The sequence below is a fragment of the Streptomyces lienomycini genome, assembly GCF_027947595.1.
GTDB lineage: Bacteria > Actinomycetota > Actinomycetes > Streptomycetales > Streptomycetaceae > Streptomyces > Streptomyces lienomycini.
The window spans coordinates 7,625,069-7,646,882 of sequence record NZ_CP116257.1 but is presented as its reverse complement, the minus strand read 5'-3'; the positions used below and the strand labels follow the sequence as shown (position 1 = coordinate 7,646,882).

At 73.7% G+C, this 21,814-nt stretch carries 19 protein-coding genes, 1 tRNA gene, 1 pseudogene and 1 riboswitch; of the genes and pseudogenes, 12 read left to right on the top strand and 9 right to left on the bottom strand.

Features of this window, described 5'->3' with window-relative positions; translation table 11 throughout:
• Window positions 1-61 precede the first annotated feature (61 nt).
• From BJ961_RS34880 to BJ961_RS34865, 4 genes are read right to left on the bottom strand one after another with little or no spacing between them, the layout of a single operon-like run.
• Window positions 62-1,327: a M20 family metallopeptidase gene (locus BJ961_RS34880; RefSeq protein ID WP_271416754.1), complete on the bottom strand. Its 1,266-nt coding sequence runs from the start codon at window positions 1,325-1,327 to the stop codon at window positions 62-64.
• Window positions 1,328-1,368: 41 nt separating this feature from the next.
• Window positions 1,369-2,025, bottom strand: coding sequence for a trimeric intracellular cation channel family protein (locus tag BJ961_RS34875; RefSeq protein WP_271416753.1), 657 nt, complete (start codon window positions 2,023-2,025; stop codon window positions 1,369-1,371).
• 42 nt (window positions 2,026-2,067) lie between these two features.
• A complete protein-coding gene (locus BJ961_RS34870; protein ID WP_271416752.1) occupies window positions 2,068-3,504 on the bottom strand; it encodes an MFS transporter in 1,437 nt (478 codons plus the stop codon).
• Entirely contained in the window at window positions 3,501-4,757 is a 1,257-nt protein-coding gene (locus tag BJ961_RS34865; RefSeq protein WP_271416751.1) for a M20 metallopeptidase family protein, read from the bottom strand. The genes BJ961_RS34870 and BJ961_RS34865 overlap by 4 nt, the downstream gene beginning before the upstream one ends.
• 72 nt (window positions 4,758-4,829) lie before the next feature.
• On the opposite strand from BJ961_RS34865, the gene BJ961_RS34860 reads away from it, so the two are divergent.
• A complete protein-coding gene (locus BJ961_RS34860; protein ID WP_271416750.1) occupies window positions 4,830-5,915 on the top strand; it encodes an Lrp/AsnC family transcriptional regulator in 1,086 nt (361 codons plus the stop codon).
• On the opposite strand, the gene BJ961_RS34855 is transcribed toward BJ961_RS34860, so the two are convergent.
• The gene (locus BJ961_RS34855) at window positions 5,910-6,149 is read right to left on the bottom strand and encodes a winged helix-turn-helix domain-containing protein (protein WP_271416749.1); all 240 of its coding nucleotides are present in this window, start codon (window positions 6,147-6,149) and stop codon (window positions 5,910-5,912) included. The two genes, BJ961_RS34860 and BJ961_RS34855, sit on opposite strands and share 6 nt — an antisense overlap.
• A 186-nt stretch (window positions 6,150-6,335) precedes the next feature.
• Here BJ961_RS34855 and BJ961_RS34850 point away from each other — a divergent pair, with 186 nt between their 5' ends.
• The 9 genes from BJ961_RS34850 (at window position 6,336) to BJ961_RS34810 (ending at window position 13,137) form a co-directional block, all read left to right on the top strand.
• Window positions 6,336-6,653 carry a hypothetical protein gene (locus BJ961_RS34850; RefSeq protein ID WP_271416748.1) on the top strand — a complete coding sequence of 106 codons (318 nt, stop codon included), beginning with the start codon at window positions 6,336-6,338 and terminating at the stop codon, window positions 6,651-6,653.
• Window positions 6,653-7,024, top strand: coding sequence for a hypothetical protein (locus BJ961_RS34845; protein ID WP_271416747.1), 372 nt, complete (start codon window positions 6,653-6,655; stop codon window positions 7,022-7,024). Before BJ961_RS34850 ends, BJ961_RS34845 begins: the two co-directional genes overlap by 1 nt.
• Window positions 7,025-7,149: 125 nt before the next feature.
• Window positions 7,150-7,497 (top strand): DUF6247 family protein, encoded by a 348-nt coding sequence (locus BJ961_RS34840; protein WP_271417263.1) that lies wholly within the window; start codon window positions 7,150-7,152, stop codon window positions 7,495-7,497.
• Window positions 7,494-7,817 (top strand): hypothetical protein, encoded by a 324-nt coding sequence (locus BJ961_RS34835; RefSeq protein WP_271416746.1) that lies wholly within the window; start codon window positions 7,494-7,496, stop codon window positions 7,815-7,817. The genes BJ961_RS34840 and BJ961_RS34835 overlap by 4 nt, the downstream gene beginning before the upstream one ends.
• Before the next feature lie 82 nt (window positions 7,818-7,899).
• Window positions 7,900-9,030, top strand: a complete 1,131-nt coding sequence (locus tag BJ961_RS34830; protein WP_271416745.1) for a dihydrofolate reductase family protein — start codon at window positions 7,900-7,902, stop codon at window positions 9,028-9,030.
• A gap of 55 nt (window positions 9,031-9,085) precedes the next feature.
• Window positions 9,086-9,159 (top strand) — tRNA-Met (locus tag BJ961_RS34825).
• A gap of 198 nt (window positions 9,160-9,357) precedes the next feature.
• On the top strand, window positions 9,358-10,599 hold the full coding sequence (locus BJ961_RS34820; protein WP_271416744.1) for a PP2C family protein-serine/threonine phosphatase: 1,242 nt from the start codon (window positions 9,358-9,360) through the stop codon (window positions 10,597-10,599).
• Between the two features lie 224 nt (window positions 10,600-10,823).
• Window positions 10,824-10,981: riboswitch (cyclic di-AMP (ydaO/yuaA leader) on the top strand.
• Window positions 10,982-10,991: 10 nt separating this feature from the next.
• Window positions 10,992-12,029 (top strand): M23 family metallopeptidase, encoded by a 1,038-nt coding sequence (locus BJ961_RS34815; protein WP_271416743.1) that lies wholly within the window; start codon window positions 10,992-10,994, stop codon window positions 12,027-12,029.
• Between the two features lie 163 nt (window positions 12,030-12,192).
• Entirely contained in the window at window positions 12,193-13,137 is a 945-nt protein-coding gene (locus tag BJ961_RS34810; RefSeq protein ID WP_271416742.1) for an aldo/keto reductase, read from the top strand.
• Between the two features lie 35 nt (window positions 13,138-13,172).
• On the opposite strand, the gene BJ961_RS34805 is transcribed toward BJ961_RS34810, so the two are convergent.
• On the bottom strand, window positions 13,173-14,669 hold the full coding sequence (locus tag BJ961_RS34805) for a PrsW family intramembrane metalloprotease (RefSeq protein ID WP_271416741.1): 1,497 nt from the start codon (window positions 14,667-14,669) through the stop codon (window positions 13,173-13,175).
• Between the two features lie 10 nt (window positions 14,670-14,679).
• Window positions 14,680-15,531 (bottom strand): tRNA (guanosine(46)-N7)-methyltransferase TrmB, encoded by an 852-nt coding sequence (gene trmB / locus BJ961_RS34800; protein WP_271416740.1) that lies wholly within the window; start codon window positions 15,529-15,531, stop codon window positions 14,680-14,682.
• A gap of 101 nt (window positions 15,532-15,632) precedes the next feature.
• Between trmB and BJ961_RS34795 the strand changes: the two genes are divergently transcribed.
• The gene (locus BJ961_RS34795; protein WP_271416739.1) at window positions 15,633-16,049 is read left to right on the top strand and encodes a Dabb family protein; all 417 of its coding nucleotides are present in this window, start codon (window positions 15,633-15,635) and stop codon (window positions 16,047-16,049) included.
• A gap of 7 nt (window positions 16,050-16,056) precedes the next feature.
• On the opposite strand, the gene lhgO is transcribed toward BJ961_RS34795, so the two are convergent.
• Entirely contained in the window at window positions 16,057-17,301 is a 1,245-nt protein-coding gene (gene lhgO / locus BJ961_RS34790; protein ID WP_381158666.1) for an L-2-hydroxyglutarate oxidase, read from the bottom strand.
• A 63-nt stretch (window positions 17,302-17,364) separates the two neighbouring features.
• Complete coding sequence (locus tag BJ961_RS34785; protein WP_271416737.1) at window positions 17,365-18,786, bottom strand: MFS transporter; 1,422 nt, start codon at window positions 18,784-18,786, stop codon at window positions 17,365-17,367.
• Between the two features lie 714 nt (window positions 18,787-19,500).
• Here BJ961_RS34785 and BJ961_RS34780 point away from each other — a divergent pair.
• A pseudogene (locus tag BJ961_RS34780) lies at window positions 19,501-21,617 on the top strand (asparagine synthase-related protein).
• Window positions 21,618-21,814: the final 197 nt, after the last annotated feature.

Below are 21,814 nucleotides of genomic sequence, written 5' to 3'. Positions count from 1 at the left end.
CCCCACCTTCCGGTCTCCAGCCACTGGAGAGTCAAGCCGTACGAGGCTCGCGCGGAGGTCCCTACGCGGCGCGGTCTCCGAGCCAGGCGAGGGCGGCCACCGTCAGCGCGCTCACGCCCGTGTCCAGGGTCGGCTGGACGACGGGGGCGAAGGCGGCGCTGTGGTTGACCGGGATGTCCTGGGCGACGGTGCCGTCGCGGGCGGCCTCGGCGTAGCGCTCGGGGTCGATGCCGCCGATCGCCCAGTAGGTGAACGGCACCCCGAACGCCTGGGGCAGCTCACTCATGTCCTCGCTGGCGGTCTGCAGCTCGACGGTGTGGGCGTCGTCGCCGAAGTACGCGGTGAACGCCTCCGCGACGCGCCGGGTCGGCTCCTCGTCGTTGACGGTGGGCGGGAAGGACGAGAGCCGCTCGAACTCCGGTTCCTCGGGGGAGCGGGACGCCTCGCACTCGGCGCGGACGATGCGCTTGATCGCGTCCAGGACCTGGGTGCGGGTGGCGTCGTCGTACGTGCGGACGTTCAGTTCGAGGACGGCCCGGTCGGGGATGACGTTGGGACCGCTGCCCGCGTGGATGCTGCCCACCGTGACGACGGCGGGCGTGGTGGCGGCCAGTTCGCGGGAGACGACGGTCTGCAGCCGTACGACGATCGAGGCGGCGATCACCACGGGATCCACGGAGGCCTGCGGTGCCGAACCGTGCGCGCCCCGGCCGTGCACGGTGACGCGGAGGCTGTCCGCCGCGGACAGGAAGGACCCGGCCCGGGTGCCGACGTAGCCGGCGGGGTAGGGCAGGACATGCTGGGCGAGCACGACGTCGGGGCGGGGCGACCGGTCGGTCAGACCGTCCCCGATCATGGCGTCGGCGCCGTCCCCGTTCTCCTCGGAGGGCTGGAACAGCGCGACGAAGGTGCCGCGCCAGGCGTCCCGGGACTCGGCCATCAGGCGCGCGGACCCGACCAGGGAGGCGACGTGCACGTCGTGCCCGCACGCGTGCATCACCGGCTGCTCGCGGCCGTCGCCGTCGGTCACCGTCGCGGTGGAGGCGTACGGGAGGCCGGTCCGCTCGCGCACCGGCAGGGCGTCCATGTCGGCCCGGACCATGACGACCGGGCCGTCCCCGTTCGCGAGGACCCCGATCACGCCGGTGCCGCCGACGCCCTCGGTGACGTCGTAGCCGCTCTCCCGCAGGGCGTCCGCCGCCTTCTTCGCCGTCCGGTGCTCCCGCAGACCCAGCTCGGGGTTCCGGTGCAGGTCCCGGTAGAGGTCCTCCACGTCGGAGCGGACGGCGTCGAGGCCGGCGAGGACGGTGCGGGCGGGGTCGCTCATCGGGGGTGCTCCATCATCGCGGGGGCTCCATGATGTCGAGGCTACTCACGGTCGCGGGTTCGGCCACCCGGCGGACGCGTCTCGGGCGGCTCCGGCGCGTTCAGCCCGAAGCGGAGGCCGAGCACGCGGATCAGGAAGCAGGCGGTCGCCGCCCCGAGGGCGGCCGGGAGGCCGTAGAGCCCCGTCTCGTCGGCGGCGACCGTCACCGCCGCGCCCACCAGCGCGGGGATGGCGTACAGCCCGGTGCGCAGCACCGTCGGGATCCGGCCGACGAGGGTGTCGCGGATCGTCCCTCCGCCCACCGCGGTGATCACGCCCAGCAGCATGGCCGGTACGACGGCCAGCCCGGCGTCCAGCGCCTTGCTCGCGCCGATCACCGCGAAGGTGCTCAGGCCGACCGCGTCCAGCACGGTGATCGCCGGTTCCAGCCGGCGCAGGTGCCTGCTGACGGCGAAGGCGATCAGGCCCCCGGCGGCGGCGAGCGTGTAGTACCGCCAGTCCAGGAACGTGGCGGGCGGCAGCGAGTCGATGAGGACGTCCCGGATGACCCCGCCGCCCAACGCGGTGATCATCCCGAGCACCACCACGCCGACCAGGTCCAGCCGCGCGGCCCGCACCGCGGTCAGCGCCCCGTTCAGCCCGAACGCGAACGTGCCGGTCAGATCCAGGGCGAGCAGCGGAGCGGGTTCGGTGCTCATGGGGCGCCGGGTACCACGGGGCCGGTGGTGAACACCGGTCCCTCATCCTCCCGCGGCCGGTGCCCCCTCCTCGCGGTGGGCGAGGGCGACCGCGCCCGCCGCGGCCAGGGCACACGCCCCGGCGACGACCCACAGCACCACGTAGGCGCGCTCGCCGGGCGCCTCGCCGTCGACGGTGAGCAGCGAGCCGAGGACCGACGCGAACACCCCGCCCGCGACCGCACCGCCGAGTGTCTTGACGTTGTTGTAGACGGCGGTCGCGACACCGGAACGGGACGGGTCGCCCGACTCGACGACGACCGTGGGCATCGCCCCCAGCGCCAGCCCGACCGCGAGACCCAGCACGGCGTACGTCAGCGACATCTGCCACCACGCGTCGTGCAGCAGCGCGAACGAGCCGAAGGAGAGCGCGACGAGCGTGAACGCCCCGACGAGCGCCCGGCGGTAACCGGTCCGGCCGGCGATACGGGCGGTCAGCGTCGAGCCGACCACGCTGCACACCGCCCCCGGCAGGGACATCAGGGAGATGGACAGGGCGCCGAGGGCGAACCCGTAGCCGGTCTCGGCCGGATCCGCCGCCCAGAACGTCGCGTTGGGCGCCTGACTGCCGAAGAAGAACACTCCGAACAGGAACGAGGCCAGGTAGAACGGCGCGCTGCCCCGCCCCTTCATCGCCCGCAGGTCCAGCAGCGGGTCGGCGCTGCGCAGCTCCACGGCGGCGAACACGGCCAGCAGACCCGCCCCCGCGGCGATCGGCCCGAGGACCGGTGCGGTGAGCCAGCCCTGCTCCTCGGCGGCGGACACCCCCAGCAGCAGACCGATCATGGCCGCGCCGAGCAGCACGATGCCGGGCAGGTCGACGCGCCCCGCCGCGAGGCGCCGGCTCTCCGGGACGCTCAGGAAGGAGACCGGCACGCAGACGACGGTCAGCACCGCGGGGAGCAGCAGCGTCAGCCGGACGTCGCCGAGCGCCTCGTCCGCCGCGCCCATGGCCAGCGCGCCGAGGAGCGAGCCGACGGTGAGGGCGCCCACCAGCCGGGCGATGGCGCGGCGCGCGAGCGCGACCGGGAGCCGGTCGCGGACGAGCGCGATCTCCAGCGGCAGCAGCGCGGCGAGCGGCCCTTGCAGGATCCGGCCGAGGAGCAGCACCTCGAACGACGGCGCGAGGGCAACGAGGCACGTCCCGGCGGCCACCGTGGCGAGGGAGATCCGCAGCATCAGCCGGTGCCCGTGGAGGTCGCCCAGCCGCCCGAAGGCCGGGACGCAGACCGCGGCGGCCAGCAGCTGCACGGCGACGACCCAGGACAGGTCGGAGTCCGACGCGCCGAGCCGGTCGCCGATCTTCGGGAGCAGCGGCACCATGCCCATCTGCAGGAAGCCGCTCACGAACTCGAAGAGGACGAGCAGTCCGACGACGGCCTTCACGGAGGCGCCGGTCCCGGTGCCGGACGGATTCCGTGTGGTGGGCGCGGCGCTCACCTGGACTTCTCCGTGGGCGACGGAGTCGGCACGGCGGCGGCGAGTTCCAGGCGGTCGGCGGCGAGCCGGGCGAGCAGCACCGCCGCGTCGGTAAGCACCGCGTCGTCGTAGACGGCCTGCGGCGAGTGGTTCATCGGCGCGGTCGCCGGGTCGCGGTCCGGCGGGCAGGCGCCGAGGCCGAGGAAGGCACCCGGTACCTCCTGGAGCACGAAGGAGAAGTCCTCCGAGCCTGCGATGGGCTGCGGCGCCTCGACGGCCCGCCCGGCGCCGAAGAGGTCGCGGGCGGTACGCAGGGCGAAGGCGGCCTCGTCCGCGTCGTTGACCGTGGGCGGGTACAGGTCCTGGTAGTCGACCTGCGCCCGGACGCCGTGGGCGGCCGCGACGCCCTGGACCGTGCGGTGTACGCCCTGGCGGACCGCCCGCTGCGTGGTGGCGGAGAAGCTGCGCACCGTCGCCTCGAAGCGGGCGGTCTCCGGGATGACGTTGTGCGCCGTCCCGGTGTGCAGCGAGCCGACGGTGAGGACGGCCGGGTCGAAGACGTCCACCGTCCGCGTGACCATCGTCTGCAGGGCGGTGACCATCTCGCAGACCGCCTGGACCGGGTCGGCGGCAGCGTGCGGCGACGAGCCGTGGCCGCCGCGCCCGGTGACGGTGACCGTGACGGCGTCGGACGCGGCCAGCAGCGGTCCGGGGCGGGTGGCGACCACGCCGAGGGGCAGGATCGTGGAGAACACGTGCAGCCCGTAGGCGGCGACCACGCGTGTCCCGGCGGCGTCCAGCACCCCCTCCTCGACCATGAGCCGGGCCCCGCCGTAGCCCTCTTCACCCGGCTGGAACATGAACACCACGTCCCCGGCCAGCTCGTCCCGCCGAGCGGCCAGCAGACGCGCGGCGCCCACCAGCGCGGCGGTGTGCACGTCGTGGCCGCAGGCGTGCATCACGCCGGGCACCTCGGAGGCGTACGGCACCCCGCTCTCCTCCCGCACCGGCAGCGCGTCCATGTCCCCGCGCAGCAGGACGGCCGGCCCCGGGCGGCCACCGCGCAGGACGGCGGTGACGGAACCGAGACGCTTGCCCGTACTGATCTCCAGCGGCAGCCCGTCGAGGGCGGCGAGCACCTTCGCCCGGGTGCGGGGGAGGTCGAGGCCGGTCTCGGGTTCGCGGTGCAGGGCGTGGCGGAGCCGGACCAGGTCGTCGTGCAGGCCGCCGGAGCCGGAGTAGGAGTCGGCGTCGCCGTCGTGGAGTGCGTTCATGTGGGGTACGGTCGGCGCCACCCACCGATCGCCCGGGCAAAGTACCCAGGATGCGCCACAGGAGCGCTTCTGATGCAGACATCCGCCGAGCGGGACGAGCTCGACGAGCTGGACCGCATGCTCGTCACCGCCCTCCAGGCCGCGCCGCGCGCCGACTGGCGCCGCGTCGGACGGGCGCTGGACGTGGACGCCTCCACCGCGGCCAGGCGCTGGGCCCGGCTCACCGAGGCGGGGCTGGCCTGGCTGAGCTGCCACCCGGCGGTCGGCCCCGGACTCGCCCCGCTCGTGGCGTTCATCGAGATCGACTGCGCGCCGGGGCTGCTGAGACAGGTCGCCGCCGGGATCGCCGCCGACCCGCACGTCTTCACCGTCGAGCACGTCACCGGCGCCCGGGACCTGCTGGTCACCGCCGCCTTCCAGGACCAGGCCGCGCTCGCCCGCTACCTCGGGTTCCGGCTCGGCGCCCTGGACGGGGTGACCGCGACGCGCAGCCAGATCGCCACCATGGTGCACGTGGAGGGCAGCCACTGGCGCCTCGACCGGCTGGCCGAACGCCGCCGCGCCGTCCTCGTCGACCGTGCGCCGACGGAGCGCTCCGCCAGTGCGTCTGCCCCCGCCGCCCCGGACGGCGCGGACCTCGCCCTGTTCACCGCGCTCAGCGAGGACTGCCGGATGCCGGCCGCGAGACTCGCGGAGCGTACGGGACTCAGCCCGACGACGGTCCGCCGCCGCCTCGCCCGGATGCGGGCCGAGCGGGCCCTCGTCTTCCGCTGCGAGGTGGCCCGCTTCCTCTCCGGCTGGCCGGTCTCGGTGACCCTGTGGTGCGCGGCCCCGCCGGGCGACGTCCCCAAGATCGCCGCGCAGCTCATCGGCACGCGCGAGACCCGCCTGTGCGCGTCGCTGTCCGGCCCGCACAACGTGATGGCCACGGTGTGGCTCCGCTCGGTCGAGGAGATCCAGCCGTACGAGGCACGACTGGTGGCCCGCTTCCCCGGCCTGGTCATCGCCGACCGCGCGGTCGCCCTGTGGCCGCTCAAGCTCGGCGGCCACATCCTCGACCCGTACGGCCGCCACGTCCGCGCCGTACCGGTCGCCCCCTGGGAGGACGCGGCGGCGGCTACGGCGGAGGAGACGTTGCTGGCGCGGTTCCGGTCATGAAGCGCTGTCGGGCTCCGCGATGACGTACGTCCCCTTCGCGGGCAGTGTGGCGACGAGACCTCGGTTCCGAAGCTCGACGATCGCGCGTCGTACGGTGCCGATGCTCACGCCGTACAGGTCCGTCATTGCGCGCTCGCCGGGAAGCGCCGCACCCTGCGGCAACTTGCCCGAGGCGATGTCGGCGGCGATGGCGTCCGCGAGCTTCACGTATTCGTAGCGCGGGAGATCAGTCATCCCTCCACGGTGGTGCACCCCTGTGCACCTTGCAGAGCCCGAACGCGTCCCGCCGCGTCGGAACGCGGTGGGGCGAAGAGGGGTTCAGAGGGACGCGGTTGCGAGTATGGTCAGCAATGACAAGACCCCGGCGAGGTGGCTAGACCTCCCGGGGCACGGCCAACGCTTACCAACAGGAGCGTCGACATGCACGACCTTATCCACCGCATCGCCCACTGGCTGACCCTTCTCCTCGGTCCGGGCACCGGAACCCACCGCGCAGGCGCCCCGCGGCCCCGTCCCTCTCACGGCGCCGCCCCCGCGAGTCCCCCGGTCCACCACTCCCCGTACTGCCGACACCTCCCCCTCGACGGCGCAGCCTCCCGCCTCGTCCGCCCCTACCTCGCCGCCCACGAACAGGAGCTGGACCGCCAGCGGCACCGCCGCCTCGCCCTCGTGCTCGCCGCCGACTTCGGTATCGACCTGGACCAGCACGTCGTCGGCGCGCGGAAGGCGGCCGCCTGATGGAAGGGTTCACCGCGCTACGGCTGCTGCCCTGGCTGTCGCCCGACGGCAAGCGCTGCTTCCTCGCCCCGGGCGACGGCAGCGGATTCGTGTCCCGGCTCGCCGACGAGACGGAGACCCGGCAGCTCGCCGAAGGGATGGACGTGTGCCGCTCCGCCCACCGTGTGCTGGGCGACCCGCTCACCCCGAACGCCGAGGTCCGCTACACCGCGATCCGGCTCACCGAATGCCTCGCCGACGCCCTGAGGGTGGCGGAGTCCCGAGGCCGACGCCTGCCTCCGGCCGGCGACGACACCGGCGACCTGGGCGGCGAGCCCGCTCCCGAGGCCGGCGTCGGCACCGTCGACCGTGACCCGGGAGTGCGACCATGACCTACCGCATGACGTCCCTCGCGCAGCCTCAGAAGCCCGTCGACGACCGGATCACCTGGGCCGCCGAGGCGGGCTATCGTCGGAGGCACGGTGCGCTGAAGGAGCACGAAGGAGTACATCCGGCCATGTCCGCTCACGCCGCAGAACCCACGCCAGTCGTTCCGCCCATGCCCGAGCGGAACCCGAAGGCGCTCCGCGCTGCCATCGCCCAGTACGCTCCGCAGCTTCTGCCGGACTTCGATGAGCACTGGAAGCGGGCGATCGCCGACACCTTCGACATCGCTCCGCTTCCCGCGTTCATGGCCCGTTGGTGGGGCGAATACGCGATCGCCCGCGATCCGGAGCTGGACGCGCGCATGGCTGATCTCCACCACCGCGCGGCGGAGTCCACCGACCTCGCCGAGGCCCAGGCACTTCTCGAAGAGGCGTCGGAGATCCGGCACAGGGTGCGAGAGACGGAGCCCGGCGAGTGACCGACGCGTTCATGGGGCCGCCTTGGCAGATGGACTGGCGGCTCGACGCGCTGGCGGACCGTGACAGGTTGCCGGAGTCGGCCCGGAGGCTGGTCGACGAGGCCCGCGCCGAACTGGTCACCGCCAAGGACCCGCTGTTCCGGGGAATCGACGCCGATGCCGGCCTCCCGACGTCCATGCACGTCGAACCGGTACGGTCCACCGATCCCAAAGGGCCCCACATCCTGTTCTTCGACAACCATCGGGGATGGCTGGTCTACATCTTCGTCCCGCGTGTCCAGGACCCCCAGATCACCGTGGAGGAGATCTTCTGGCAGTGACCGGGGTTCCGATGGCTCATCGGAACCCCTCGTCCGCCCCCGCCGGAGCCAGCCGCTCGCCCGCCTTACCGGAGGACAACCCATGCCCCTCCCCCACGTCCTCCTCTCCGCCGCCGTCTCCCTCGACGGCTACCTGGACGACACCGGCCCCGAACGCCTCCTGCTGTCCGGCCCCGCCGACTTCGATCGGGTGGACGAGGTGCGGGCGTCGGTCGACGCGATCCTGGTCGGCGCCGGGACGATCCGGGCCGACGATCCGCGGCTGCTGGTGAACTCGGCCGAGCGGCGGGCGGCGCGCGTCGCGGCCGGGGAGGCGGCGTATCCGCTCAAGGTCACCGTCAGCGGCAGCGGCGAGCTGGATCCGGCGGCGCGGTTCTGGCACACGGGCGGGGACAAGGTGCTGCTGACCACGGACGACGGCGCCCGGCGGGCCCGTGCGCTGGGGATCGGCGCCGATGTGGTGTCCCTGGGGGCGGAGATCGACTGGCAGGCGGCGTTGGAATATCTGCACGACCGGCGGGGCGTGCGCAGGCTCATGGTCGAAGGGGGCGGGACCGTGCACACCCAGCTGCTCCAGCGGGAACTCGCCGACGAGCTGCACCTCGTCCTCGCGCCGATCCTCGTCGGGGACCCGGCCGCACCCCGGCTGTTCGGGCCCGGTGCCTACCAGGGTGGGCGGCTGCGGCTGGTGGAGTCGCGGCGGATCGAGGACGTGGTGCTGAACCGGTACCTCCCCACCGCACCCGGTGCCGGTGACCGCGTGGCCGCCGCCGACCGGCACTGGCTGGCGCTCGCCTGTGAGCTGGCCGAGCTGTGCCCGCCGTCGGACACGGCGTTCAGCGTGGGGGCCGTCGTGGTCGCCGCCGACGGGAGCGAACTGGCCCGGGGGTACTCGCGGGAAGGGGGCGATCCCGTCGTGCACGCCGAGGAGGCCGCGCTCGCGAAGATCGACCCGCACGACCCACGGCTCGCCCGGGCCACCGTGTACAGCAGCCTGGAGCCCTGCGCCCGACGCGCCTCCCGGCCCGCGCCCTGCGCCCGGCTGATCCTCGACGCCGGGGTGCGCCGCGTCGTCACGGCCTGGCGCGAGCCGGACACCTTCGTGGCGGGGGCGGACGGGAGCGGGGTGCTCGCCGCGCACGGCGCCGCCGTCGTCGTACTGGGCGAGTACGCGCAGCGGGCGAAGGCGCCGAACCGGCATCTGGAGGGGTAGGGGATACGGATGTGCAATGCACCCCCGGGATGGCGTACAGTAGTGAACACAACGACGCGGGGTGGAGCAGCTCGGTAGCTCGCTGGGCTCATAACCCAGAGGTCGCAGGTTCAAATCCTGTCCCCGCTACTGAAGGCCGAGGGCCGGAATCCGAAAGGGTTCCGGCCCTCGGTGCGTTTCGGTCCACGGTGCGTTGCGGTGCCGCTTCCGTCGGGGCCCGTGTCACCCGGTCGGCCCCTCACCGCTCGCCGCCCGCCCCCGCCCCCGGAAACCTGGATGTCCGGGACGGCAAGCGGCGCGGACGTGCGGGGCGGCGGGAGACGAGTGGTGCGGCCAGGTGACGTGGACGACGAGGGAGCGGCCGCCAGGGCCGGTGGCCGGCTCCCCGGCGATCCCGTGCCCGACCCGGGTCTCGGCCTCGGCGACGAGGCGCGTCCCGTGCCGCCCCCGAAACCACCGCCGCGGTGGCGGACCACCTACGGACGGGCCCTCCTGCACGCGCTGCCCGTACTGCTGATCGCCGTCGCCATCCTGTACGACATCTTCACCCCCAGGTACTTCACCGCCGGCCCCCTCTACACCGCCGCACCCCTGATCGCCGCGCCGATCTACTCCCGGCGGGGCACGGCGCTCACCGGCGTCGCCGTGGTCGCCTCGGTCATCGGGCTCCAGCTCGGCAAGGGCGTCATCCACTACGTCGACTCCCTCACCGAGCTGATCACCATCGCCACGGTCGCCGTCCTCGCGGTCCTGGTGAACGGCCTCGTCCGCCGCAGCGACGAGCGCCTCGTCTCCGTCCGCGAGATCGCCGCGGCCGCCCAGCGCGCCGTACTGCCCGAACCCGCCGAGCGCATCGCCGGCTTCGAGATCGCCGTCTGCTACGAGGCGGCGCAGGCCGACGCCTTCATCGGCGGCGACCTGTACGCCGTGCAGGACAGCGCCCGCGGCGTCCGGCTCATCGTCGGGGACGTGCGCGGCAAGGGCATGGGCGCGGTGGCCGCCGTCGCCGTCGTGATCGGCGCCTTCCGGGAGGCCGCCGAGCAGGAGGCGACCCTGGAGGCGGTGGCGCAACGGCTGGAGCGGGCGCTGGCGCGCGAGGGCACCCGGCGCGACGGGCTGGACGCCTTCGAGGGCTTCACCACCGCCGTCCTCGTCGAACTCCCGCACGGCGACGGCACCGTACGCATCGTCAACCGCGGCCACCCGCCGCCCCTGCTGCTCTACGCCGACGGAACCCTGGGCGCGCTGCCCGCCCGCGAGTCGGCGCTGCCGCTCGGCATGGGCGATCTGGGTGTGTGGCCCGACCGGGCGGAGGAGGTCGCCTTCCCCGGTGGGGCCACGCTGCTGCTCTACACCGACGGGCTGACCGAAGCCCGGGACGCAAGGGGTGAGTTCTACGATCCGCAGGCGCGGCTGGCCGGCCGCGCCTTCCGCCATCCGGTGAAGCTGCTCGACACCCTCGCCGAGGACGTGCGCCGGCACTCCGGGGGCGGCATGGCCGACGACATGGCGCTGCTCGCCGTACGGCGCCCCCGACCCGGCGAGCATGATCATTGTCACGAGCCGTGACAGCGCGACCTCCCTCCGCATAACAACTGATACACCGTCAGAAACGAACGGCGTGAAGGGGAATACGGACGGAGGGTCAAGTCGCCCCGTTTTCGCCGTTCATGAGGTGTACGCACCGGCCGTTTTCGTTAATGATCAAGAGGAACGGCTTGGAATCCGAGGCCCGCGTCTATTAACGTTCGATAACGCAGCGCGGTCGTCCCAGTCGTCACAGAAGGCGGCTCCGTGCGCACGCGCCGAATCCCGCAAGGGAACCGGGGAACCACCACATTGGGGTGAATCGGGCGTATGGCGCCGTGGAAACACGGTCGCCGCACACCCGTAGGAGACCTTCCTGCTCCGAACCCGTCAGCTAACCCGGTAGGCGAAAGGAAGGAAAGGAGTGCGCCCACGTGGCGTCCAACCGGCCTGCCCCCGAGGCCCCGTTCGTGTCCGCAGGGCACGGCAGCGACACCTTCGGTCATGACGTCCCCCGCGCCGAAGAGGGCCCCTGGGAGGAGTGGAATCCCACCGCGGAGTCCATCCGCCCCGTGCGCGGCCGGCACCGCGTCGCCAAACAGCGCGGCGGACTCGCCCGCAGCTCCACCGTCCTCGGCGTCGGTGTCATAGCCGCCGTCGGCGCGGGCGGCATGGCCAGCGCGCAGACCGGCAAGCCGCCGGTCGCGATCTCCATGCCGGACCTGCCGAACGTCGGCTCACTCATGCCCGGCGGCGAGGAGGAGGCCGAGCCCGAGGGCTCCGCCACCCCGCTCAGCGGCATCGCCGCGGCCTCCGCCGGCGTCTCGGACGAGAGCGCCGCCGACGCCGGTGAGTCGCTGCGCGCCCGGATCATGGCGCAGGCCGAGCAGCAGCAGGCGCAGGTCGAGTCGAAGGCCGCCGCCGAGGCCCAGGCGGCCGCCGAGAAGAAGGCGCAGGAAGCCGCCGCCAAGGCCGAGAAGGAGGCCGAGGCCAAGGCCGCCGCCGCCAAGAAGAAGGCGGAGGAGGAGGCCGCGAAGAAGGCCGAGGCAGAACGGCTCGCGAAGCTGGCCAAGCAGTACACGCTGCCGACCTCGTCGTACACGATCTCCTCGACCTTCGGCCAGGCCGGCGCCTACTGGTCCTCCGGCCACCACACCGGCCTCGACTTCGCCGCCCCCACGGGCACGCTGCTCAAGGCGGTGCACAGCGGCACGATCACGTCGGCCGGCTGGGACGGGTCGTACGGCTACAAGACCGTCCTCACGCTCGACGACGGCACCGAGCTCTGGTACGCCCACCAGTCCTCCATCAGCGTCAACGTCGGCCAGAAGGTCGCCACCGGTGACGTCATCGGCCGCGTCGGCGCCACCGGCAACGTCACGGGCGCCCACCTCCACCTCGAGGTCCACCCGGACGGCGGCTCCGGCATCGACCCGATGGCCTGGCTGCAGGGCAAGGGCATCAACCCCTGACCCCGGCGGCGGCACGCCGCACCCCGCCCGCTCCCGGCCTCATCCGCTCCCGCTGATCCCCGGCGGTCCTGACGGCGACCCCCCGACGTCAGGGCTGCCGGTTTGCGCGGTTTTTGCACCGATGTCGGAATGGTCCACTCCGGTGCGGTCGTTGACGCGCTACATGACTTCTCCGCGCAAGCTCGGCTCCTCCGACCTCGAGGTCTTCCCTCTCGCCCTCGGCGGCAACGTCTTCGGCTGGACCGCCGACCAGGACGCGTCCTTCGCCGTCCTGGACGCCTACACGGCGGTCGGCGGCAACTTCGTCGACACCGCCGACTCCTACTCCGCCTGGGTCGACGGCAACAGCGGCGGCGAGTCCGAGACCGTCCTCGGCGCGTGGCTCGCCGCCCGCGGCAACCGCGACGACGTCGTCCTCGCCACCAAGGTCAGCCAGCACCCCGACTACCCCGGACTGTCCGCCGCGAACATCAAGGCCGCGGCCGACGCCTCGCTGCGCCGCCTGGGCACCGACCGCATCGACCTCTACTACACCCACTTCGACAAGCCCGACGTGCCGGTCGAGGAGATCGTCGGGGCGCTCGACGCGCTGGTGCGGGCCGGCAAGGTGCGGCACATCGCCGCCTCCAACATCTCCGCCGAACGCCTCGCGGCGTCCCTGGAGTTCTCCGACCGCGAGGGCCTCGCCCGGTACGTCGCCCTCCAGCCGCACTACAACCTCGTCTCCCGCGACACGTACGAGGGCGGGCTGCGCGACCTCGCCGAGCGGACCGGTCTCGCCGCCGTGCCGTACTACTCCCTGGCGTCCGGGTTCCTCACCGGCAAGTACCGGCCCGGCACGGCCGTGGACAGCCCGCGTGCGGGCGGTGCGGCCAAGCACCTGGAGAGCGAGCGCGGCCCCCGCGTGCTCGCCGCCCTGGACGAGATCGCCGAGGCCCACGACGCTCCCGTCGCCACGGTCGCCCTCGCCTGGCTGGCCGCGCAGCCGACGGTCGCCGCGCCCCTCGCTTCCGCGCGCACGGTGGAGCAGTTGCCGGCGCTTCTGGGCGTGGCGGAACTGAGCCTGACGGAGGACGAGATCGGCCGCCTGACACGGGCGTCCGCCTGAGCGGAGGGCCTACGGCGGAGACCTACGGCGGAGACCTACGGCCGGTACGGGTCCGGCGGCGCGTAGGGCGTGTGGGGGGTGGTGAACGGGGCGTACGGGGTGTACGGAGCGGGGGCGGTCTGGGGCGTGCACGGCGGCGCCGGTGCCGCGTATGCGCTGCCGTACGCGCCGTACGATCCGTACGCGCTGCCGTACGCGTCCCGCGATCCGTGCCCGCCCTGCGATTCGTACGCGTCCCGCGATCCGTATCCGCCCTGCGATCCGTACGCGTCAGCCGGTCCGTATCCGCCGTGCGGTCCGTACGGGTACGTCCACGGCGGTACGGCCCTCGGTACGGGCGGTGCCGTGGCGTGGGCCGCGTGGGCCAGCGCCGGACGGGCCGTGGCCCGCAGGTGCCACAGGGCGGCCAGGAGCTCGCGCTCCCGTACGGCGAAGTCGGCGCCGGCCCTGCCCAGGTTCCCGCGCCGGCGCAGGAACGCGAGGGAGGTCGCGTAGGCCTCGTAACGCGCCACTGCCCGCGCCCCCTCCCTCCCGGCGTGTCGGCGGGCGTGCTGCCGGGCGATGCGCCGGGCCCGCATCGAACCGAGCGCGTAGGGCTCCGCGGGCGTGAGCCACCCGGCCGCCACGTAGGCGGGCAGCTCGGCCCGCACCGTGCCCAGTTCGCGCTGCCGGGTCCAGATCACCAGCCAGGTCAGCAGGCCGAAGGACGGCACCATGAACGCCGCGTAGACGGCGAAGAAGCCGTACTCGCCGAACGCGGCAGAGCCGTTCCACAGCGCGTGCATGCCCATCGCGAGCAGCAGGCCCGCCAGGGGGAGCAGGGCACGGCGCAGACGGTGGCGGCCCGTCGAGAGCGCGGCGATGCCGAATCCGATGCCCGTGAGCACGGTGAACAGCGGGTGTGCGAACGGCGACATCACGACACGGACGAAGAAGGTCGCCGCGGTGACCGAGGCCATGCCGCTGTCGCCGGTCAGCTGGTCGGTGCCGAAGGCGTTGCCGAGGTAGAGGATGTTCTCGGTGAAGGCGAAGCCGGTCGCGGTGATCCCGGCGACGACCACGCCGTCGACGATGCCGGTGAAGTCCCGCCGGCGGAAGAGGAAGACCAGCAGGACGGCGGCGGCCTTGGCGGACTCCTCGACGACCGGCGCTATGACCGTGGTGCCCAGGGTGTCCGCGCCGGCCGGGTCGGCGGTCGCGGTCGCTATCCATCTCGTCGCGAAACTGTTGGCGACGATCGCTATCAGCGCCGCCGCGCAGGCGCCCCAGGCGAAGCAGAACAGCAGGTTCCGCCAGGGGCCGGGGTCGACGCGGTCCAGCCAGCGGAACGCGGCCACCAGCACGGGAACGGGCAGCACCGCCAGACCGAGGCCCACCAGGAAGCCCTGTGTACCGGTCTGTTCGCGGACCAGGGCGAGGATCACCAGCCCGGAGACGGCGAGCAGCGTGGTCAGAGCCCCGTAACGCACCCAGGCACGCCGCCACCAGTGCGGACGCGGCGGATGCGTCGGATACGGGGGACAGGTGGCCACGGCAAGGACCCTAACCGGTGGGGGGCTGCCCCCCGCGGGGATCGCGGTGGGCATCGCGGTGCTGTACGCGGCGGAAGAGCAAGTCGTTCACCACATGTCCCTTCTCCAGTCCCTGCCCCTCGAAACGGGTCAGCGGCCGGTGGGCGGGGCGCGGCGCGTAACCGCCGCCGGGTGCGGTGTTCTCGAAGTCGGGGTGCGCGGTGAGCACGTCCAGCATCTGCTCGGCGTACGGCTCCCAGTCGGTGGCGCAGTGCACGAGGCCCCCCGGGGCGAGCCGGGTCGCGGCCAGGGCCAGGAACTCGGGCTGGATCAGCCGGCGCTTGTGGTGCCGCTTCTTGGGCCACGGGTCGGGGAAGTAGACGCGCAGCCCGGCGAGTGAGTCGGGGGTGAGCATCTCGCGCAGGAGGATGATCGCGTCGCCGTTGCCCACCCGGATGTTGGACAGCCGGTTCCGTTCCGCGAGACCGAGCAGGTTGCCCTGGCCGGGGGTGTGGACGTCGACGGCGAGGATGTTGGTGTCCGGGTCGGCGGCGGCCATCTCGGCGGTGGCCTCGCCCATGCCGAAGCCGATCTCCAGGACGACGGGGCGGGTGTCGCCGAACAGCTCGCCGAGGTCGATGACCCGCTGGCCGTCGATGTCCAGCCCCCACAGGGGCCACAGCCGCTGCAGCGCCTCCGCCTGCCCGGTGGTCACCCGGCTCCGCCGGGGCTGGAAGCTGCGGATCCGCCGCTCGAAGTGCGACCCGGCGGGATCGGCCTTCGGCCCGTCGGGGAAACGGGGCTCGCCCTTGGCGCGGACGTGCCGCGGGGCGGTCCCGGTCGAGGGCGGGGACGCGTCGGGGGTGCGGTGGGAGTCAGACACAATGCGTCGATTTTAGACCGCGCACGCCGTTGCGAGAGCTTATCGAAGTAGTTACAGTCTATAACTGAATCGAGAAGCTGAAAGTGCGGAGGAGAACCGCTGTGATCCATCACCAGATCCGTCTCGCCATGCGCCCCGACGCTCCGCAGGACAAGGTCGACGAGGCCCTTGGCATGCTCCGCAGGATGGGGCGCGAGATCGACGCCGTCGCGTACTGGTCGGTCGGGCGCGACGTGGGCGGCGACTTCGACTACGGCGCGATGTTCGCGATGAAGGACATCGACGCCTACCGGGCCTACATGCTCGCTCCGCTGCACCGGCAGGTCGACGAGATCGGGCTGCCGCTGGTGCAGCGCATGGTCTCCCACGACCTGACCGACGACGAGGACCCCGCCACGGGCGACCTCATCCGGCGGATCCACGCCGAGCGCTTCGCGGCGGACCCGGCCCTCGTCGCCCTGATCGAGGGGCTCGGCTCCTACGACGGCAGCAGCGCGCCGGGGCAGGACCGGTCCTAGACCGGGCCTAGACCCGCTCCAGCATCGCCAGCGCCCGGCGGCCCACCTCGCGGCCGATGGGCAGGGAGGCGGTCGCCGCGGGCGACGGCGCGTTCAGGACGTGCACCGCGTGGGCGCCCTCCTTGATCAGGAAGTCGTCCACCAGCGTCCCGTCCGCCAGCACCGCCTGCGCCCGTACACCGGCCGGCGCGCGGACCAGGTCGCCCTCCGTCACGGCGGGCAGCAGTCTGCGCACCGCCGCAGTGAACGCGCCCCGGGACAGCGAGCGCCGCAGCTCGCCCGCCCCGTATCTCCAGTGCCGGCGCGCTATCCGCCACGAGCCCGGCCAGGCCAGGGTCGCGCCCAGCTCGCGGGGGCGCACCACGCCCCAGCCGTAGCCCTCGCGGGCCAGGGCCGGCACCGCGTTGGGCCCGACGTGGACGCCCCCGTCGATGCCGCGGGTGAGGTGCACCCCGAGGAAGGGGAACGCCGGGTCCGGCACCGGATACACCAGACCCCGCACCAGCTCGGGCCGTGCCAGCTCGTAGTACTCGCCCCGGAAGGGGACGATCCGCATCCCGGGGTCGTCCCCGGTCAGCCGGGCGATCTCGTCGCAGTGCAGCCCGCCGCAGTTGACCAGGACGCGGGCCCGCAGCACGTCCCCGGCGCCGGTGCGGACGGCGACCCCGAGGCCGGGGCGCCGGTCGACGCGGTGCACCTCGGCGCCGTAGCGGATCTCCGCGCCGGACGCGCGGGCGAGCTGCCGGGCCACGGCCCCGTAGTCACAGATGCCGGTGGTGCCGACGTGTATGGCGGCCAGGCCGCGCACCTGCGGCTCGTACTCCTGGATCTGGGCGGCGCCCAGCTCGCGCACCGGTATGCCGTTCTCCCGGCCGCGCTGCACCAGGGCGTGCAGGCGGGGCAGCTCGGCGCGGTCGGTGGCGACGATCAGCTTGCCGGTGACCGAGTGGGCGATGCCGTACTCGGCGCAGAACTTGACCATCTCGGCGGCGCCCCGGACCGCGTAGCGCGCCTTCAGCGAACCCGGCCGGTAGTAGACGCCGCTGTGGATGACACCGCTGTTGCGGCCCGTCTGGTGGCGGGCCGGGCCCGGCTCCTTCTCCAGGACGGTGACCCGGGTGCCCGGTGCGGCGCGCGTGATCGCGTACGCCGTCGACAGGCCGACGATCCCGCCGCCGACCACCAGCACGTCGCAGTCGTAGGCGCGGTCGTATGCGACGCCGCGCACGCTTTCGGTCCGCACGTGTTCCACCTCCCGGCTCCGATAGTGCACTGCGCCACTGACAACGGCCTCAAACCCGGCGCGCTCGGTGGATCAGGCCGGGGTCACCAGCAGCGGCCGGGCGCGCTCGCGCAGCTCCACCACCCGCGGCTCGTCGCCGTACGGCTCCAGGCGGTGCAGGAGGTCCTTCACGTACTCCGTGGTGCGGGCCGAGGAGATGCGGCCGGCCACCTCGACCGCGCGCACGCCCTGCTCGCAGGCCGCGTCCAGGTTGCCCGACTCCAGCTCGGCCACCGCCGAGACGACGAGTCTGAGGCCGTGCGAGCGTACGAACTCCTCCGTCGGCTGCGACAGGGCCTGCTCGGTGAAGCGGCGGACCTGGCGTGGTGCCTTCAGGTCGCGGTAGCACTCGGCCGCGTCGGCGGCGAACCGGTCGTAGGAGTAGAAACCCAGCCACGTGGGGTCGCTGTCGCCGGGGCGGGCGCGCTCCAGCCAGCTCTCGGCGGCCTTCAGGGCGGCGCCGGCCGCCACCGCGTCGTTCGCGCGCGCGTGGGCACGGGCCTCGACCAGGCGGAAGAAGCTCATGGTGCGGGCCGTGGCCAGGCCGCGGTTGCGCTCCAGGGCGGCCTGGGCCAGGTCCACGCCCTCGTCGCCGAAGCCGCGGTAGGTCGCCTGGAGGGACATGGAGGCGAGCACGTAGCCGCCCAGCGGGACGTCGGCCGCCGCGCGGGCCAGGCGCAGTGCCTGGATGTAGTACCGCTGGGCCGCCTCCTGCTGACCGGTGTCGAAGGCCATCCAGCCGGCCAGCCGGGTCAGCTCGGCCGAGGCGCCGAACAGGGCGCGGCCGACCTCGTCGGAGTAGGAACCGAGGAGCAGGGGCGCCGCCTCGACGCGTAAGCACTCCGGGACCATCGACGAACGCCAGTCGCCGCCGCCGTACTTGGAGTCCCAGCGCCGGGCGTCCTCGGCGGCCTCGCGCAGCTTGCGCACATCACTGTGGCCGACTTTGAGCGGTGCGCCGGCGCCCTCGGCCGGGCTCACGTCGCGTGCCACCGAGCTGTCGGCCGGGGTTATCAGCCATCGCGAGGCGGGCGTCGCGTACGCGCTCACCGCGAACGACCCGGCGAGCGACTGCCAGATGCCGCCCCCGGCCCGGCGGCCGGCGAGGTCGAGTCGGTACAGCTCGGTGGCGGACCTGACCGCCTGGCCCACGTCACGGGGGAAGGCGAGGCCCACCTCGGGGGCGGGATCCGCGTCCGCCAGGCCGATCTCGTGGAGCGGCACCGGACGGCCGAGCTTCTGGCCGATGGCGGCGGCGATGAGGTGCGGTGCGGCCCCCTGGGGCACCATCCCCTTCGACACCCAGCGCGCCACCGACGTCTTGTCGTAGCGAAGCGTCAACCCGCGCTGGGCGCCGAGGTCGTTGACGCGCCGGGCGAGTCCTGCGTTGCTGATTCCCGCGAGGGCGAGAACGGCGCCGAGCTTTTCGTTCGGCCCGCGTTGCTCCCTGGACATGCGCCACCCCTCGACACAGACGGCTGCCGCGCTGGCATAACCACGCGGCATTCGTAAACCCAGCGTAGTTCGCCGCATCCCAGGCGTTAAGAGGCATTGTTCCGGATGGCGGGATTGTGGTCCGTACTCAAGTGCGGTGTATGTACGGTCTGTTGCCGCGTGCTCCCGTTGTGTGGCCGTGCGCCCGTCCGTGCGCTCTTCTCCGGCCATCGGGGGAGCGGTTCCATGGGCGATGCGTGGGTCGGCCCGCTGTACTGGATCCAGTGGGCTGGGGGACGCCGCCGCCTACATCCCCGCGGGCGGCGGACCGGTCCGGGGGGCGGGCTCCGCTCCCCGGACCGCACGACGTCCGAACGGAGACGGACGGTGCGCAGAACCTGTACGGAGCGTGTTCGAATGCGGGGGCGTCGCGCCGATTTGGCTGAAAATCACCCTCGGTGATTCCGGGGACAACCGCTCTCACCACGGGAGTTGAGGGCGCGTTGGGTAGCCAAGGGGCGCGTTGCGGGGGCGCATTCGCGTCGTCTTCACGCCCGTCGGAGAGGACTCCGGCGGGCGGCACAGAGGGGGTTGGCGCTCCCGCGTGAGTTTCCGCGAGCGCTCACTCATGGGAGCACACGCGGCTCCGCCGACGCTCTGTGGCGTGCCCTTCATGGCAGCATGGGGAACCAGTTCGTACGGTGCACTGGTTGTCCCCAGCCTGTGGAGGCGTCGATGCGGTGGTTGGTGGGGTGGAGCAGCGCCGCCGTGGGAGCAGCCGGGATCGCCGGAGCGGCCGGTTCCGCGGGTGCCACCGGCTACGACGGCGAGACCGTGCAGCCCGTGGGCGCCCAGCCGTTGTGGGGAGACCCCGACCCCCTGTGGGCGGTCGGCGACTGGCGCCCCGACGAGGTGCGCGTCGTCAGCGCCGACCCGCAGACACGGATCGCCGTCCTCGGCATCTGCGGCGCGAGCGACGAGCAACTGCGGGTCGCGCTGTTCGCCGCGCGCGGGGGCGCCCTCCGGCACCTGACGGCGTGGCCCGGGAGCTACACGGCCGTCGTCCAGGTCGGGCGGCGGATCACCGTCTGCGGCGATCTCGCGGGCGCGCGGCCGGTGTTCCACACCCCCTGGGCGGACGGCACCGCGTACGCGACCGCCGCGCTTCCCCTGGCCGACCTCGTCGAGGCCAACCTCGACTTCGGCCACCTCGCCGCACTGCTCGCCGCGCCCGACGTGCCGGCCGCGCTGGACGACTCCACCCCGTACGACGGCGTGAAGCGCGTTCCGCCGGGGCATGCGCTGATCCTGCGCGCCGGGGCGCGCGAGATCGCCGGGTACGAGCCGGTGGCCTCGCTCGCCGTCGCGGCGCCCGCTGCCGACCCCGACCGTGCGGTGGACGGCGTACGGGACGCCCTGGTGGAGGCGGTGCGTACCCGGCTCGCCGCGCCCCGGCACGTCCCCGGGGACGGCATCGACCCCGGGCCGGTTCCGGGCATGGGGCCCGCGGAACGCCGTGCGGCGCGCGGGATGCCGGTGCCGGGGATCGGGGCCGACCTGTCCGGCGGCCCGGCCTCGGGCACGCTGGCGCTGCTGGCGGCCGGGCTGCCGGGAATGCCGGGGACCGTGCTCGGGCACGGCACCGGGGCGGGGGAGCGGCTGCTGGCCGTCACCTTCAACGACCTCGCCGTCGACGGGCAGGAGTCCGAGCTGGCGCGGGCGGGTTCGCTCGCGGCCAACCCCCGGCTGCACCACGTGGTCGTCACCGGCGGCGAGGACATGCTGCCGTACGCCGCGCTGGACGGGCCGCTGACCGACGAACCCGGCTCCGTCCTGGTCGCCGCCGCACGGCACCGGGCGCGGCTGGCCGCGGGCAGCGCGGACCACTTCACCGGATACGGGGCGCGGCAGGTCCTCGACGCCCACCCGGCGCGGCTGGCCGACCTGCTGATGGACCGCAAACGGCGCCATCTCGTACGGCCGGTCGCCGCGCTGGCCAAGGCCGACGGGTCGGTACTGGTCCCCGCGCGCGTGTACGCGGCCGCGAGGCGGCTGGCGCGCACGCCCTACCGCAGCGGGCTCGAGGTCCTCTCCGAGCGGTTGCTGCGCAGACGCTTCGACGCGCTCGGCGACGGGGCGATGGACGCCTCGCTCGCCGCGCTGACCTGGGCCGGGGCCGGGCCCGCGGCGCGGTGGCTGACCGGAGAGGCGCTGGCTGAAGTATCGGTTCGCCTTCAGACGTCCTCCCAGCGGTCGGGGGTGGGCCCCGGGCAGCGTCCGGGGGACTACCGCGCGCGTGCGGCGCTGGCGCGGCAGGCCGCGGACGTGCGGGTGCTGGAGCAGGCCGCGGAGATCCGCTTCCAGCGGCTGCACACGCCGTTCCTCGACAACCAGGTCGTCCGCGCCTGCCGGGCGCTGCCGGAGGCGTTGCGGGTGCGGCCGGGGGCGCGGGCGGCGATCCTGCGGACGGTGCTGGAGGGGGCGGGGGTGAGCGAACTGCCGAGCGGGTGGGGGCGCCCACCCAGTCGCTGGCGGCCTCCGCCGCCCGGACGGGACTGCGCGCCTCCGCGGACTCCCTGCTGGGGCTGTTCGACACGCCGCTGCTCGCGGAGGCGGGGCTCGTAGAGGCGCGGGTCGTGCGCAAGGCGCTGCGCTCGGCCGCCGCGGGTGAGCCGCTGCCGCTGGACGGGCTGGCCGACCTGGTCTCGCTGGAACTGTGGCTCCGCCGCCTGCTGGCCCGCCGCGGCACCTGCTGGACCGGCACCCCGGCCCGCCAACGCGCGGTACCGGCGGGAATCGCGCCGCAGCGGGGGGCGCTGGGGGGAGCGGGGGCCGTGGTGCGGCGGGTCTGACGGGTGGTGGGCCTGCGGCGGGCTGTGCTTGGTCGGTGGCGCGGGGTGCCTGCGGCGGTTGTGCGGGTGGTGGGGGTGCGGGTAGCGCCTTCCCCACTGCGGGCAGTCGTGCCGCTGGGGCGGCACGGGTGGGCGCGGCGGCACCCCGGTAGCGCCGGGTCCCGCGAGCCCCGCCCCAGCAACGCCGGGTGCCGCCG

What these genes read in the sequence shown, in the direction of transcription:
- BJ961_RS34850 (WP_271416748.1), top strand. Translation starts at nt 6,336, where the DNA reads ATGCACGACCTTATCCACCGCATCGCCCACTGGCTGACCCTTCTCCTC.
- BJ961_RS34865 (WP_271416751.1), bottom strand. Translation starts at nt 4,757, where the DNA reads ATGAACGCACTCCACGACGGCGACGCCGACTCCTACTCCGGCTCCGGC.
- BJ961_RS34860 (WP_271416750.1), top strand. Translation starts at nt 4,830, where the DNA reads ATGCAGACATCCGCCGAGCGGGACGAGCTCGACGAGCTGGACCGCATG.
- BJ961_RS34855 (WP_271416749.1), bottom strand. Translation starts at nt 6,149, where the DNA reads ATGACTGATCTCCCGCGCTACGAATACGTGAAGCTCGCGGACGCCATC.
- BJ961_RS34810 (WP_271416742.1), top strand. Translation starts at nt 12,193, where the DNA reads ATGACTTCTCCGCGCAAGCTCGGCTCCTCCGACCTCGAGGTCTTCCCT.
- BJ961_RS34840 (WP_271417263.1), top strand. Translation starts at nt 7,150, where the DNA reads ATGTCCGCTCACGCCGCAGAACCCACGCCAGTCGTTCCGCCCATGCCC.
- BJ961_RS34875 (WP_271416753.1), bottom strand. Translation starts at nt 2,025, where the DNA reads ATGAGCACCGAACCCGCTCCGCTGCTCGCCCTGGATCTGACCGGCACG.
- BJ961_RS34785 (WP_271416737.1), bottom strand. Translation starts at nt 18,786, where the DNA reads ATGTCCAGGGAGCAACGCGGGCCGAACGAAAAGCTCGGCGCCGTTCTC.
- BJ961_RS34880 (WP_271416754.1), bottom strand. Translation starts at nt 1,327, where the DNA reads ATGAGCGACCCCGCCCGCACCGTCCTCGCCGGCCTCGACGCCGTCCGC.
- BJ961_RS34845 (WP_271416747.1), top strand. Translation starts at nt 6,653, where the DNA reads ATGGAAGGGTTCACCGCGCTACGGCTGCTGCCCTGGCTGTCGCCCGAC.
- BJ961_RS34830 (WP_271416745.1), top strand. Translation starts at nt 7,900, where the DNA reads ATGCCCCTCCCCCACGTCCTCCTCTCCGCCGCCGTCTCCCTCGACGGC.